Source organism: Lactobacillus kimbladii (genome assembly GCF_014323605.1).
Lineage (GTDB): Bacteria > Bacillota > Bacilli > Lactobacillales > Lactobacillaceae > Lactobacillus > Lactobacillus kimbladii_B.
Genome location: NZ_SCMB01000001.1, coordinates 122,164 through 137,254, shown reverse-complemented (window position 1 = coordinate 137,254; position 15,091 = coordinate 122,164). Strand labels below are relative to the sequence as shown.

The following is a 15,091-nucleotide window of genomic DNA, read 5'->3' as shown; positions in this document are numbered from 1 at the left end:
AAAGAAATGAGAATTGATAAATTTTTAAAAGTTTCAAGATTAGTTAAAAGGCGTCCAATAGCTAAAGAAATGGCAGATCAAGGTCGAATCAAGGTAAATGACCATGTAGTAAAATCCAGCTACGATGTTAAAATTGGAGATATTATTGAAGTTGGATATGGCTCGAAAGAAGTCAAAGCAAAAGTCTGCGCTATTAAAGAAACTACGAAAAAAGCCGAAGCAAGTGAACTATACGAATTGATAAATTAGTTTTATCTTTAATGACATTTATAAGTGGTCTTGTTATAATTAAAATAGCATTTGTTTTGGTAATAGAGGTCAAAATTATGAACGGTCCACGGATATATAATTCACTTAGTCCAGAAGAGCAGGTTGCTCGTCTGAAACGTAAACAGGAAAAAAGAGAAAAAGAAGTACATCGTGTTAGGCGAAATCGTATTATCGCAGTTTTTGTAGCTATTTTCGCATTTTTAGGAGTACAAATTGGAGTTACTCATGCTCAAACTGAGCATATTAATAGTCAAGTACAAACTTCTAAAAAGGCTCTTAAAAAAATAAACAATCAAAAGCAGGTTTTGATAACAAAAAGAAACGATTTGAAAGATCCTGATTACGTGGCTAAACTAGTGCGGTTCAAGTTTTTGTATTCTAAACCAAACGAAACAATTTACAATTTACCTGAAGGAAAAAATAATAATTAATGAAATACCAAGTTGGACAGAGAGTGACAGGAACTATTAATAACATTAATGACTTAGGCATTTTTGTTACGCTTTCTCATCATAAGACGGGGTTAGTTCACCATAGTGATTTTGGCAATAATTGGCTGCGTGAAAAGAATAATTATCATATTGGTGAACAGATACGACTAGTAATTATTCATAACTATAAAGGTAAAATTGGACTCTCTAAAATGAGAGTTAATGATCCCGATTTAATTGATCATACTAATTCTTTTTCAGACACTAAAAAAGCTGATTTTACCAGAGTATTGTCTACAACAGTATCTGATGCTAAAAAAGAAATCAAAAAATTAGAAAAAGATTTGATTAGTTATGCAAATTGATAACTTTTTTAAAGAAAATCATTTGCCATTAACCGGTAAAACCCTTGTTGTTGCAGTTAGTGGAGGACCAGATTCTTTGGCTTTACTCGATCTGCTTTATCAAATAAAGAAACGATATCATTTTAAGTTGATATCAGCCCATTTAGACCACCAGCTCAGACCAGATTCTTTGGAAGAGGAAAAAGTGATCTCTGTGTACTGCGTGAATAAAGGCATTCAGTCAGTTAACGGAATTTGGCCTCAAAATTTACATCCTGCTACTGGGATAGAAGCTGCTGCCAGAAAGTACCGCTATAATTTTTTGGTAAAAGTGATGCAGCAACATCAGGGCGATTACTTATTAACAGCACATCATATGGATGATTTGCTTGAGAATATTTTGCTCAAGTTTATACGCTCTGGTAATCCTAACGAAATGAATAGTTTAAGGGCAGTTGGCAAAGTTCAAGGCATGACTTTATTAAGGCCACTTTTAAGTGAGAAAAAAGAGGACTTATTGTTATACGACCAGAAACGACAAATATCTTACGTGATTGACAAGACTAACAACGAAGATGACACTCTGCGAAATAAGCTGCGCCACCATGTAATTCCTTTGCTCAAAAAAGAAAACAAGCAAGTAGGTCAAAATGCTCTTAGGTTTAGCGAACAAGTTAGTTTGTTAACTGCAATAGCAAATAACAGTTTTGCTCAGTTAAAGCAACCGGAACCATTTTTAGGTATAGCTTACCGTTTGCATATAAGCACATTAGAAGGTTTGACCAGTGATGAGAAATGTGCTTTTTGGCAGAACTTTATTTGGCATAAATGGCATGAGCGCGTTAATAAGAATTTAGCCAATTTCACTTTAGTTGTGTATCAAGGCTTTTTTTATCTTTTTAATGAATTACCTTCTTTACCAATATTCCAAAAAGTCGATGTGGGTCAAAAGTTTTCTTTTAATAATCGTAAATTTTTGATTTCACTAAAGCCAGAAAAATCCCAAAAATTAATTGGCCAATTTGTTGCAGAAAATCAAAAACAAATTAGGGTAGGTCCAATCAAACCTGGGACGAAATTGTTACTGAAAAATGGCAATCATACAAAGAGTAAGAAGAAATTTGCTCAAAGTAGTATTCCAAATATATTGCGCCCCTATTGCTTAACTATTTATGTTGGTGATAAAGTCGTTTTTATTGAAAAAACGTATTCTAATCAGTTGGTCAGTTCAAATGATACGAATTACTTTTTGTACGAAGACATTTAATAAGAAATTTTAAATTATTAGAGCACAATCTAAATTTGTGATAAACTTTTATTCGTATATCTCTAGAAACTTTGTGGAGGTTTTTTATGAAAAATAACCGGAATCGGCTGTTTTCAAATGGTCTTTTCTATATAGTTGTTTTCCTCTTGCTATTAGGAGGAATCAACTGGGCACTTGGGGGATCAGATAATTCTGGTAGCAGTGAAAATATTAGCTACTCCGAATTTGTCAGTGATTTGCGCAAAGGAAAAGTTAAGAATTTTAACGTTCAGCCTGCAAATGGTGTTTATACTGTTTCAGGCAGTTATAAGGAAACACAGGAAAGTAAAAGCCAGTCAAAAAACAGTTTTGACTTTTTTAACGGCAATTCAGGATCAAAAGTCTCGCGTTTTTCAACTACAATGTTGCAAAACGATTCGAGCGTTTCTAATGTGCAAGAATTAGCTCAGAAGAGCGGCACTAAGATGACGACTCAAGGGGAGTCACAGTCTGGAAACTGGATTTCTACAATTGTGATGCTTGTACCGACTATTCTCTTCATCGTTATGCTTTGGATGATGGTTAGCCAAAGTGGCGGTGGCCGAGGTGGCAACGGTGGCATTATGAACTTTGGTCGCTCTCACGTTAAACCTGAGGATCCAAAGAAAAATAAAGTTCGTTTTTCCGATGTTGCTGGTGAAGAAGAAGAGAAGCAGGAATTAGTAGAAGTGGTTGAATTCTTAAAGAATCCAGCTAAATTTACCAAACTTGGTGCTAAAATTCCTTCTGGGGTTTTACTTGAGGGTCCTCCGGGTACTGGTAAAACATTGCTTGCTCGTGCCGTAGCAGGAGAAGCAAATGTACCTTTCTTCTCAATTTCAGGTTCTGACTTTGTTGAAATGTTTGTTGGTGTTGGTGCTAGTCGTGTACGTGACCTATTTACTAATGCCAAGAAAAATGCTCCAAGTATTATTTTTATTGACGAAATTGATGCCATTGGTCGCAGACGTGGTGGCAACGCTAGTGGCGGTGGCAATGATGAACGTGAGCAAACTTTAAATCAGTTGTTAGTTGAAATGGACGGTTTTGAAGGTAATGAAGGAGTAATTGTTATTGCGGCTACTAACCGTTCCGATGTCCTGGATCCAGCCTTGCTTCGTCCTGGTAGATTCGACAGAAAAATCTTGGTTGGAACTCCTGATGTGCGCGGTCGTGAAGCTATTTTACGTGTTCATGCCAAGAATATGCCATTGGCTGATGATGTTGACTTAAAGGAAATTGCTCGCCAGACGCCAGGTTTTGTCGGTGCAGACTTGGCTAACTTACTTAACGAAGCCGCCCTTCTTGCGGCAAGACGCAATGGTACAAATATTACTGCTGCAGATTTGGATGAAGCAGAAGATCGTGTTATTGCCGGTCCTGCTAAGAGAAATAGCTTGATTTCTCAAAAAGAAAGACGTCGAGTTGCTTTCCATGAAGCAGGTCACTCTATTTGCGGGTTAGTTTTAAGTGATTCAAGAACAGTTCGTAAAGTAACTATTGTGCCTCATGGCAGAACAGGTGGTTATAACTTGATGTTGCCTAAAGATGACCAGTTCCTGTTAACTAAGAAACAGTTAATGGAACAAATCGTTGGCTTAATGGGTGGACGTGCTGGTGAAGAAGTAGTAGTTGGTGATCAATCAACTGGTGCTTCTAACGACTTCGAGCAAGCAACACAAATTGCTCACAGTATGGTAGTTAATTATGGAATGACAGACTCATTAGGTATGGTAGAACTGGAAAAAGAAGGCGAAACCAATCCGTACGGCTTTAAACCTTATAGTGAGGCAACTTCTGCTAAAATTGATGAAGCAGTTAAGAAGTTACTTGACGAAGCTCACGCTAAAGCAGTTGAGATTGTGAAAAATAATCGCGAAAAACATCGCATTATTGCTGAAGCTTTGCTTAAGTATGAAACTCTAGATGAGAAGCAGATTATGTCCCTCTACACTACAGGCAAGATGCCAGAAAAAACTGAGCAGGAATATCCTAGCGAATCGAAGGCTTCAACTTATGAAGAGGCTAAAGCTGCTGCTGAAAAGAAAGAGAATCATTCTCAGAAAAAGAATATCGTAAATTCTGAAAAAGCACAGGAAGAAAGAGATAACTCTTTAGAATCACCTGCACAAAAGAACGAAGAAGCAGAGGAAAGTAATCCTGAGAATCCGGAAAAGAATGAATTTCCAAAAGAATCAGAGCTAGATAAAGAAGAAAAAGAGCATGAGTTAAATTCTTCAGAATCTAAAAATGAAGATTCTACCGGAAAGCAAAATTCTAATGATACTGATCAGTCACCTAGTGAAAATGATCATCCTCAAGAGTAATATTTAATAGGGCCTACAATTAGGCTCTATTTTTTTAGGAGAATAAAATGAATGATTATTTAATCAAAGCAATTGATAAATCGAAAAACTTACGTCTGTTAACAATAACTGCAAAAGGTTTGGTTCAAGAGGCACAAACTCGTCATGATACTTGGTCAGCTTCTTCTGCCGTTCTTGGACGTAGTTTACTTGCAGGGGTTTTACTAGCTGGCGCGGAACTTACCGATATGGAAGAACTGACTATCAGACTATTAGGTAATGGACCTGTAGGTTCTACGATTGTGACGGCTAAATCAGATTTAACTGTTAAGGGTTATGTTAAAAATCCTCACATTGCATTACCACCAAAAAAGAATGGTCATATTGACGTTAAAAAAGCAGTTGGCGAAGGGTGGCTTGAAGTAACTAAAGACTTGGGCTTAAAGGAACCATATACGGGTCAAGTACCTATTGTTTCCGGTGAAATTGCTGAAGATATTGCCTATTATTTAACAAAATCAGAACAAATACCTTCCGCTGTTGGTTTATCTGTATTTGTCAACCCTAATAATACTATCGGTGAAGCAAGTGGATTCATGCTGCAAGCATTGCCTGGTGCTTCAGACCAATTAATTACGAAAACTATTGATAGAATCAACAATTTACCTGCACTTTCTACAGCCTTTCTAGATGGCCTGACTCCTGAAAAATTAGCAGCCATGATTTTAGGCGATGACTGTAAGATTTTAGAAAAAGATGAAGTTGCTTTCAAGTGTGATTGTTCTAAAGAAAAGTATGGTGAGATTTTAGGAACAATGAAAAAAAGTCAAATAGAAGCCATGATAAAAGAAGATCACGGAGCAGAGCTGACTTGTAGTTTTTGTGGCAATAAGTACCATTATTCTGAAGATGATTTAAAAACTATTTTGTCTAAAATTAAATAATAAGTTATCGTCATATTAGTGATAAGTATGTTTTGATTTATTTTAGTTAGAATTTTGAGAGGAAAGAAAATTGGTTGGGAAATATCTACGACAGGTAATTAATAGAATTGGAATACCAAAAATAGCACTTTTTTGCGTGTTTCTTTTTCTTGCCTATGCCGTGTATTTTGCACAACCGTATTTGATTACTGAATTATTTCAGGCCCATTTAAGCACAAATTGTCAAATATTATTAGTACTCGCCCTGGCTGTCTCTTTGATGATGATGCCGTTAATAAATAGTTGTAATAATTCATTTATTCAGGCTGTAAGAAAGTTTTCTAAACAAATTTTATGGGAGTCAGTTGTTAATAAGCCTTTTAGCTACTTTTCTGATAAACCAGTGGGAAAGGTTCAAAGCTACATTAAAGATGTTTCATTTGCATGTCGAGAGTTGGAGCAATCCGGACTAGGAGTTGTAGTGCAAATGTCTGTTATGCTTATTATGTACACAATAATGTTAAGTATACAAAATATCTTTGTGGGTTTTTTATATTTATTTTTCTTTGTTAGTTATATGTTGATTTCGGTGTGGATGGCGCGAAAAAATAGGGATAATGTTGCAGCATCATTAAAAAGTGCTTCAAAAGTCAATGAATATATCATTGATTATTACAGTAACATAGAAACGATTTTAGCAACTAATTCTAAAGACTTTGAAGAACAGAATATGGATAAAATCTTGAATGATGAACAAAACACTTTTATCAAAGTTCAAAAAATTACTAACGAAGCTTCTCTGTTCCAGCAATTTTTAATTGTGATTTTGGCATGCATTATTACGGTTTTAGGGCAATTTTTAATTGGCACTAAAGAAAATCAGGCACTCTCTTTGATCCTGATTCTGTTATATTCTATTGTTAATTTGTCTGGTTTTGGCACCCAGTATTTAGCGATTGAAGAATTTCTCAACAGAATTCGTTCTGGTCTGTCGGAACTGGAATACGGGAAAAATGCGGCTAAAAATTTGTCAGCTTTTAAGTTTGATCAAAATGCAAAAACAATTGCTTTTAAGCAAATCAGCTATTCCTATAAAAATAAGCAAGACGTTTTCCAAAATTTGGATTTAGAATTTAAAAAAGGAAAAATGACCGCATTAGTAGGACCAAATGGAACTGGTAAAAGTACTATGCTTAAACTCTTGACAGGTTTTTATCAACCACAATCCGGGCAAATTATTTTGCCTTTTGCCAAGCAGCCGAAATTATTATATTTACCTCAGAGTGCTCAATTATTTAATCGCTCAATTATGGCTAACATTTGTTATCCAAATAATAAAGTTGCAATTGAAGAAGTCTTCAAATTGATTGAAGAAATCAATTTAAAAACATTGATTCATACTGAAAAGGACTTAACAGCTAAGACACCTGGAGATTTTAAAAATAAAATTTCTGGTGGCGAAAAGCAAAAAATTTTATTTTTAAGGGCAATTGTATCAAAACCACAAATAATACTGCTAGATGAATTTACCAGTAATTTAGATGAAAATACAATCACTATTGTTTACCAAATGATAAAAAAATATTTACCGAATGCTACAATTATTAGTGTTGTACACCGTTTTGCAGAATTGAAATATTATGATGAGGTTGTTAATCTTAAAAAAGACTAACTTAAGTTTCAACCAAATAGCATTATAGTTCATAGGTTTTTTAAGATTAAAGATGCGGTCAGTACCAATTTTGCTATAATGAAAGAGATGAATGAAAAGAAAAGGAGAAAATTAAATGCTGAATGTGTATATTGTTCGTCACGGCCAAACAGATACTAATAAAACTTTTGGTATTAACGGGTCAGGAACAAATCTACCACTGAATGAAAAAGGTAAAAAACAGGCAGAAAACTTAAGAGACAGTTTTGACATTAATAAAATTGATTGTGTATATAGCAGCCCTTTAAAAAGAGCCCGTGAAACTGCAGAAATTTTAAACCATGGCAAGCATGAAATTATTGTTGATGACAGATTATCTGAAATGAATTACGGCAACTGGGATGGTCAAGATGTACATGATATAATTGCTAAATATCCGCAAGTATTTGATGAATTAGGCTATTTTAAAGAAAATTATAGTGATTATTGTTCAGGAGAAACTTACCAACATTTGGCAGATAGATTAATGGATTTCTGGCATGACTTAATCAATAATCACAAAGACGAGTCAGTTTTATTAGTCTTTCACGGAACAGCTTCACGTTCATTGGTTCAGAATGTTTTAGGCATCCCCAAAATAACTTTGGTTGGTGAAATACAAAATGCTGGTGTAATTAACATTTCAGTTGATGAAGCTAGCCAAAAACCGTTTTTGCGTTATTATAATAGAGTTGCACCTGGAAAATTTTTTATCGAAAAGTAATTAAAGATTTATATAGATATCAAGGGTTAACTTTTTGTTACGAAAAGTACCATGAATTTTGCTTATAGAATCCTTTTTGTTAAGATATTATGGTGTTTTGAAAGGGTGATTTAGTGGATAACAGTTGGAAAATTCGTGATATAACTATTCCCAATCGTGTTGTGGTGGCGCCAATGGCTGGAGTGTCAAATTCTGCCTTTAGAATGATTTGTAAGGAATTTGGGGCTGGTTTAGTTGTCTGTGAAATGATCTCAGATCATGGCATTATTTATCGTAATAAGAAAACTATGTCAATGATGAAGGTTAACCCGCAAGAACATCCTATGAGTATTCAAATATTTGGTGGAACAGAGGATACTCTTCTTGAAGCAGCACAATATATTGACCAACATACTGCTGCTGATATTATTGATATTAATATGGGATGTCCGGTTCCTAAAGTAACCAAAACAGATGCGGGCTCTAAATGGCTGCTTGATTCTAATAAAATTTACCAAATGGTACATAAAGTTGTCCAAAATGTGCAAAAACCAGTTTCTGTCAAAATGCGCATTGGCTGGGATCGCAAGCATATTTTTGCAGTAGAAAATGCTTTAGCTGCTCAGGAAGCCGGTGCCAGCATGATCGCAATGCATGGCAGAACCCGTAAGCAAATGTACATGGGAGAAGCTGATTGGGAAACGTTGCACGATGTAGCTCAAGTGCTTGACATTCCTTTTGTGGCTAACGGTGATATAACGACGCCGGAATTAGCTAAAAAAGCTTTGGATGAGATTGGATCAACTGCAGTTATGATAGGTCGGGCAGCCTTGGGCAATCCCTGGATAGTTAAAAATATGGTGCACTATTTAGAAACCGGTGAGAAACTCAAACCGCAGACTGTCCGTGAAAAGGTTGCTACAGCTAAACACCAATTAAAAGGTTTAGTTGAATTAAAAGGGGAAAAGATTGCAGTTCCTGAATTTCGCCAGCAAGCTGCCTATTATTTAAAGGGAGTTCCCCGTTCTGCCCGTACTCGTGCTAAAATAAATGAGGTTTGGACAGCACAAGAAGTTTATGATTTGCTTGATAATTTTGTTGAAGACTATGAAAAAAGACAAAAGCAAGAGGCTGCCAGAAGTGAAGTTAAATAATAATGGAGGAAATATAATTGGCTAAAAATGAAATGAATGACCAATTAATTGTTCGACGCCAAAAATTAGATGAATTAAGAGAAAATGGCATCGAACCTTTTGGAATGAGAAAGTTTGATCGACAAGATTTAGCGCGGTCATTGAATGAAAAATACGCTAAAGATGACAAAGATGAACTGAATGAAGAATTGCCTAAGACTAAAATAGCAGGTAGAATGCTGGCTAAAAGAGGTAAGGGCAAAGTCGGTTTTGCGGATCTCTATGATCGAACAGGTAAAGTACAGATTTACGTTCGTAAAGATATTGTTGGCGAAGATAACTATAAGATCTTCAAGAAGTCAGATATTGGCGATTTCTTAGGTATTGACGGTGAAGTTATGAAAACTGACACGGGCGAATTGACAATCCGTGCTACTCATGTCACCTTTTTATCAAAAGCTTTGCGTCCTTTGCCTGAAAAATATCACGGCTTGAAAGATGTTGAACAAATTTACCGGCAACGCTATCTTGATTTAATTACTAATCGTGAAAGTTACGAGCGTTTTGTAAATCGAACTAAAATTATTCAGGCTATTCGTGACTATCTGAACAGCAAGGACTTCTTGGAAGTTGAAACTCCCGTTCTGCACAATATTCCAGGTGGTGCCGAAGCACGGCCATTTATTACTCATCATAACGCTTTAGATATTAACCTTTACATGAGAATTGCCCTTGAATTACCATTAAAGCGTTTAATTGTCGGTGATATGGAAAGAGTTTATGAAATCGGCCGTGTTTTCAGAAATGAGGGTATTGATACTCACCATAATCCAGAATTCACCGAACTTGAGACTTACTGTGCCTACTGGGATTTCCACGATGTCATGGATGAAGCTGAAGGCATTATTCGTGCGGCTGCCAAAGTCGTATCAGAAGATGGTAAAGTTACTTATCAGGGTACAAACATTGATTTAGGCAAACCTTTCCGTCGCGTTCATATGGTAGATATGATTAAAGAGAAGACTGGTGTTGATTTTTGGCAAAAGATGAGCGTTGAAGAAGCTACTAAGATTGCTGAAAACCACGATATTAAGGTTGAAAGCTTCTGGAAAGTGGGTCATATCATCAATGCTTTCTTTGAGAAATATTGTGAAGAAACAATTGTTGACCCAACATTTGTTTATGGTCATCCAGTTGAAATTTCACCATTGGCTAAGAAAAATGCCGATGATCCACGCTTCACTGATCGTTTTGAAATCTACATCATGGGCGAAGAATATGGTAATGCCTTTTCTGAATTAAATGATCCGGATGATCAGCGTGAACGTTTTGAAGCGCAAATGGCAGAACGTGAAGCCGGAAACGATGAAGCTGATATGATTGATGAAGATTATTTGCGTGCTATGGAGTACGGCATGCCGCCAACAGGTGGATTGGGTATCGGAATCGATAGATTGGTGATGCTTTTGACAGATGCACCTGCTATTAGGGACGTGTTACTTTTCCCAACTATGCGTCCTGAGAAGGTTGAAGATATTGATCGGGAAGTTAAAGAAGATCTGAAGAAAAAAAGTAATTAAAAATAAGACCATTAATTTGGTCTTATTTTTTGTTTAAATTGAAAATCCCATGTATTTGTTATAGTCAACGATTTTTTCAAGCAACTTATCTTGAACAGGCTTATTACCAGAAAAATAAAAATACCAGTTTTGCAGTAACTTAAACCAAGAACTTAGTCGAAACCAACTAATACGCTCGTCTTGATCAAGTTGATCATAGATTCGCTTGTTAAAGCAACTCACAAAAGAATTAAAATCACTAGCTGGTATTTTGCCAAAATAAACACCTTGGAAAAGGGCAAAAGCTATTCGTTGCTCTTCATCATCAATAAAGGGTCCTTGCATATTTTGAAAGATTGTTTCAATTATGGCAAAAATATCAGCAGTATTATTTGCCATAAAATCTGGATGACTAAAAGTGGAGCCTAGAAAGTCGCTACCATGAGCAATGCTATGAGCCCAGCCCTTATCTTTAACATATCCGCGAAAGTCTTTTTCTGCCTTCAAATACTCCAATTAAAAATAGTATTTCGTTCAGTTGTATCTAAAATAGAATATTTTTTATCGTCCTCTAAAATTAGAGAACCCAGTAATGCACTGAATGTTCTGAGAAAAACTAAATCATTTTCTGGCTGTTCGATACCCTTAAACAGACTTTTTGAATTGATAAAACTGGTAACAATCTTTGCTTTCTGTTCTGATATAAGTGAACTTTCAAGAAAACCACGAGCAAAAAGCGTATAAACAACATCATCACGAAGATGTGGGTCAAGATTTCCGATATTTTGCAACATATAGTCGATTTGACTATCTTTAAAAGTGATTTTTCCAGAATCTAAATTAACCAGTTTTTCCAGTTCTTTTTGCAATTTTGTAGCCTCTTTTCCACACTAATTATTTTAAAATTTAATATTTATGTATAACAGAATATTATCACTTATCAGAAATTATGTTTTAGAAATTTTCACAAGGCAATCTTTCCCGTTAGAATGCATATTTAAGCGATTTTTTTAATAAAAAAGGTTGCAAATTTAGTTTGGTTTGCTATAATAATATTTGTCTTGCGGAAGTAGTTCAGTGGTAGAACATCACCTTGCCATGGTGGGGGTCGCGGGTTCGAATCCCGTCTTCCGCTCTCAAGAAAAAGACTCACCGCTTTTGGTGAGTTTTTTTAATAAACGGGAAATAGCTCAGCTTGGTAGAGCGCTACGTTCGGGACGTAGAGGTCGCAGGTTCGAATCCTGTTTTCCCGATTATCCTTATCTCATACTTGTAATTTTAAACTTGCAAGTATGAGATTTTTTCATATTTTACAAAGTCAAGACCAAATATTTCTTAGCAATTTTAATTTACAATCATATAATTAATGTAAGAAAAGCAGACACTAGGGATCAAAAAAGATAGCTGAGTTTTAAGACTGAAAATAACATACTAATAAAAATTAATTATTAATTTTTGGTGAGAAGTTATTTTAGAAGAGTTTTAACTATGAACTGCATGAAAAAGAACCTTATTTACGGCATTTCGTTTTTTATTTTTGGATTTTGTTATAGTATATTTATTGACCTAAAAATTGTTTTTGCCAATAAAGTCGTCGAGAATTTAATTAGAATGATTGCCTATCTGCTTTTTGCCTTATTATTTGGCAAAATTATATCCTATTTAAAAACCAAATAATCTAATTACGTTGACTGTCTTTAGTAACAATATAACTATATAAGAATGTTAATTCGCATGATGTGTCTGTCTTTGATATAATGATTTCAAAGTTTTTTGACAGAAAAGTATGTTTCAAACAGAATATTTTACAAATTGTCAAAAAGGTTTATAGTGTATACACGTCATTTTTAAAGGTGGTGCAATGATGAAAAAATCTTATACAACCAGTGCAAATCAAGTATTAGAAATTGCACGTGAACAAGCACAGAATTTTCATCATCGTTTAATTGGTACTGAACACGTACTACTTGCGATGGTAATTGAATCTGATGGTGAAGCCGGCAAGAATTTGCGGGCCTGGGGTGCAACACCGAAAGCGATTCGTGAAGAAATTGAACGTTATACAGGCTATGGTTCAGCTGGCAAAACTAGTTACATGCAAATGTCACCCAGATTAAGCATGGTTTTGGCATATGCTGGCACTTTAGCAGAACGTGAGGGTTCCTCTAAGATTAGAACCTGCCATATTCTGTTAGGCATGGTGCTCAATGAACAAATATTGGCATCTGTAATCTTACGTAATTTAAATATTGATCTTGATGGTTTGCGTAATGACATTTTACACAGTTTAGGTGAAGACGAACAAGACATGGATAACAGTGATCAATCTGATGATAGTAGCTGGTCCAGTTTTAATGGCACTGAAGAAAGCACTAATAAAAATTCAAGTACGCCAACTCTTGATCAGGTTTCAGTTAATTTAAACGAACGAGCTGAAAATGGTGAAATAGATCCTGCTATTGGTCGAGATCGAGAAGTAGCTCGAGTTATTGAAATTTTATCCCGGCGAAATAAAAATAATCCAGTTTTAATTGGGGAACCAGGAGTTGGCAAAACCGCTGTTGCTGAAGCAATAGCAACTGCAATTGTTGCTAAAAAAGTTCCACACGATTTATTAAAAAAGCAAGTGGTATCACTTGATTTAGGTGGTCTTGTTGCCGGCACTAAATACCGTGGTGAATTTGAAGACCGAATGAAAAAAATCATTAAAGAAATCACTGCAAATGGCAATATCATTCTTTTTGTAGATGAAATGCATACTTTGATTGGAGCAGGTGGAGCTGAAGGATCAATTGATGCGGCTAATATTCTAAAGCCATCTTTAGCTAGAGGCGATATTCAAATGATCGGTGCCACAACTTTTGATGAATATCAAAAATATGTTGAAAAGGATCAAGCATTAGCACGTCGTTTTCAAATTGTACGATTGAATGAACCTTCTCGCACTGAAACGCTGGCAATTTTAAACGGACTGAAATCAAAATATGAAAAATTTCATCACGTAAAAATATCACAGTCTGCATTAGAAAATGCTGTTGATCTTTCAAGTCGATATATTTCTAATCGTTACTTACCGGATAAAGCAATCGATTTGATTGATGAGGCAAGTGCTGCTGTTAAAATTAAATCCGGTAAAGGCTCTAATAACCAGTTGCTGCAAATTAATGACCAAATTGAAAAAGTTATTAGTGAAAAAAATCATGCTGCTGTTAATCAGAACTTTGTCAAGGCTGCGCAACTCCAAGAAAGACAAAACAGTTTACAAAGAAGACAGGACGAATTAACAGCCAAATTTGATTTGGCAACTAACAAGGATGCTACAGTGCAAGCAGAAGATGTTGCAAAGGTAGTTTCAAATTGGACTGGTGTTCCGGTTACCCAGATGAATCGTGATGAAACCAAGCACTTAGCCAACCTGGAAAAAGACTTGCATAAGAGGATTATTGGTCAGGAAAAAGCTGTTTCTGCTGTCAGCCGAGCAGTTCGCCGTAGTCGCAGCGGCATTAAAGATGAAAATCGACCAATTGGTTCCTTCTTGTTTTTAGGACCGACAGGTGTTGGTAAAACTGAATTAGCAAAAGCAATTGCCGCAGCTATATTTGGTTCTGAAAACAATTTAATTAGAATTGATATGTCAGAATATATGGATCAAATTGCTAACAGCAAACTAATTGGTTCTGCTCCGGGATATGTAGGTTATGATGAAGGCGGTCAGTTGACTGAGCAAGTTCGTCGTCATCCATATTCTGTAATACTATTTGATGAAGTAGAAAAGGCGCATCCAGATGTATTTAATTTGCTGTTACAAGTTTTGGAAGATGGTTTTTTAACTGATTCCAAAGGACGTAAAATAGACTTTAAAAATACTATTATTATTATGACTTCTAATCTAGGATCCCGTTCACTATTTGAAACTAAGGCTGTAGGATTTAATGCTGATAATACTAGTCAAGTAAAATTACGTCAGGATCGGGTACGCGAAGCACTAAAGCAATTCTTTAGACCTGAGTTTTTGAATAGAATAGACGAAACAGTCATTTTTGATGAACTCAATCAAAAACAGTTACGTCAAATTGTTACTCTATTAACTCGTAAACTAATAGATCGTTTGCATAAACAAGGAGTTCAATTAAGAATTTCTCGTGCAGCACTCGATAAAATTGCAAAAGATGGTTATAATCCTGAAATGGGTGCAAGACCGCTGCGACGTGCAATTCAAAAGGATATTGAGGATGAAATTGCCACAATGTTAATCAAGGGTGATCTTAATAGTGGCGATATTCTTAAAATTGGTTGTAGTCATAATCATTTAAAATTTGATATTGATAAAGAAAATAACTTAGTAGGAGCGAAGTAAATTAATTGACACACTTGTAATAGTTTGTTATAGTAGTGCGTGATTAAAAGGCTGATTTTCAGGATTTTGCTGATCTATTGTCCAGCAAAA

General features: G+C 35.4%; 11 protein-coding genes, 2 tRNA genes and 1 pseudogene. 13 read left to right on the top strand and 1 reads right to left on the bottom strand.

Going from position 1 to position 15,091, the window contains the following annotated elements; genetic code table 11:
• The first annotated feature begins 6 nt into the window (after positions 1–6).
• From ERK18_RS00800 to lysS, 10 genes are all read left to right on the top strand, one after another.
• On the top strand, positions 7–249 hold the full coding sequence (locus tag ERK18_RS00800; protein ID WP_034981430.1) for an RNA-binding S4 domain-containing protein: 243 nt from the start codon (positions 7–9) through the stop codon (positions 247–249).
• A gap of 74 nt (positions 250–323) precedes the next feature.
• Positions 324–701, top strand: coding sequence for a septum formation initiator family protein (locus ERK18_RS00795; RefSeq protein WP_187154251.1), 378 nt, complete (start codon positions 324–326; stop codon positions 699–701).
• Positions 701–1,066, top strand: a complete 366-nt coding sequence (locus ERK18_RS00790; protein ID WP_109586607.1) for a S1 RNA-binding domain-containing protein — start codon at positions 701–703, stop codon at positions 1,064–1,066. Before ERK18_RS00795 ends, ERK18_RS00790 begins: the two co-directional genes overlap by 1 nt.
• Entirely contained in the window at positions 1,056–2,312 is a 1,257-nt protein-coding gene (gene tilS / locus ERK18_RS00785) for a tRNA lysidine(34) synthetase TilS (RefSeq protein ID WP_187153878.1), read from the top strand. The genes ERK18_RS00790 and tilS overlap by 11 nt, the downstream gene beginning before the upstream one ends.
• Positions 2,313–2,398: 86 nt before the next feature.
• A complete protein-coding gene (ftsH, locus tag ERK18_RS00780) occupies positions 2,399–4,657 on the top strand; it encodes an ATP-dependent zinc metalloprotease FtsH (RefSeq protein WP_187153877.1) in 2,259 nt (752 codons plus the stop codon).
• A 47-nt stretch (positions 4,658–4,704) separates the two neighbouring features.
• Positions 4,705–5,580 (top strand): Hsp33 family molecular chaperone HslO, encoded by an 876-nt coding sequence (hslO, locus tag ERK18_RS00775; protein WP_187153876.1) that lies wholly within the window; start codon positions 4,705–4,707, stop codon positions 5,578–5,580.
• Positions 5,581–5,650: 70 nt separating this feature from the next.
• Complete coding sequence (locus tag ERK18_RS00770; RefSeq protein ID WP_187153875.1) at positions 5,651–7,231, top strand: ATP-binding cassette domain-containing protein; 1,581 nt, start codon at positions 5,651–5,653, stop codon at positions 7,229–7,231.
• Positions 7,232–7,346: 115 nt separating this feature from the next.
• Entirely contained in the window at positions 7,347–7,973 is a 627-nt protein-coding gene (locus tag ERK18_RS00765) for a histidine phosphatase family protein (protein ID WP_052726889.1), read from the top strand.
• 113 nt (positions 7,974–8,086) lie between these two features.
• A complete protein-coding gene (dusB, locus tag ERK18_RS00760) occupies positions 8,087–9,106 on the top strand; it encodes a tRNA dihydrouridine synthase DusB (RefSeq protein ID WP_187153874.1) in 1,020 nt (339 codons plus the stop codon).
• 17 nt (positions 9,107–9,123) lie between these two features.
• Positions 9,124–10,665, top strand: a complete 1,542-nt coding sequence (lysS, locus tag ERK18_RS00755; RefSeq protein ID WP_187153873.1) for a lysine--tRNA ligase — start codon at positions 9,124–9,126, stop codon at positions 10,663–10,665.
• Between the two features lie 33 nt (positions 10,666–10,698).
• On the opposite strand, the pseudogene ERK18_RS09430 reads toward lysS, so the two are convergent.
• Positions 10,699–11,438: pseudogene (locus ERK18_RS09430) on the bottom strand (DUF2785 domain-containing protein).
• Between the two features lie 269 nt (positions 11,439–11,707).
• Here ERK18_RS09430 and ERK18_RS00740 point away from each other — a divergent pair.
• The 3 genes from ERK18_RS00740 to ERK18_RS00730 all read left to right on the top strand — a co-directional run bounded on the left by ERK18_RS00740 (position 11,708) and on the right by ERK18_RS00730 (position 15,001).
• A tRNA-Gly gene (locus tag ERK18_RS00740) sits at positions 11,708–11,779 on the top strand.
• A gap of 44 nt (positions 11,780–11,823) precedes the next feature.
• Positions 11,824–11,897 (top strand) — tRNA-Pro (locus ERK18_RS00735).
• A gap of 611 nt (positions 11,898–12,508) precedes the next feature.
• Entirely contained in the window at positions 12,509–15,001 is a 2,493-nt protein-coding gene (locus tag ERK18_RS00730) for an ATP-dependent Clp protease ATP-binding subunit (protein ID WP_187153870.1), read from the top strand.
• Positions 15,002–15,091: the final 90 nt, after the last annotated feature.

Coding starts and splice junctions, on each gene's coding strand:
- tilS (WP_187153878.1), top strand. CDS start 1,056: ATGCAAATTGATAACTTTTTTAAAGAAAATCATTTGCCATTAACCGGT.
- ERK18_RS00790 (WP_109586607.1), top strand. CDS start 701: ATGAAATACCAAGTTGGACAGAGAGTGACAGGAACTATTAATAACATT.
- ERK18_RS00730 (WP_187153870.1), top strand. CDS start 12,509: ATGAAAAAATCTTATACAACCAGTGCAAATCAAGTATTAGAAATTGCA.
- ftsH (WP_187153877.1), top strand. CDS start 2,399: ATGAAAAATAACCGGAATCGGCTGTTTTCAAATGGTCTTTTCTATATA.
- ERK18_RS00800 (WP_034981430.1), top strand. CDS start 7: ATGAGAATTGATAAATTTTTAAAAGTTTCAAGATTAGTTAAAAGGCGT.
- ERK18_RS00765 (WP_052726889.1), top strand. CDS start 7,347: ATGCTGAATGTGTATATTGTTCGTCACGGCCAAACAGATACTAATAAA.
- hslO (WP_187153876.1), top strand. CDS start 4,705: ATGAATGATTATTTAATCAAAGCAATTGATAAATCGAAAAACTTACGT.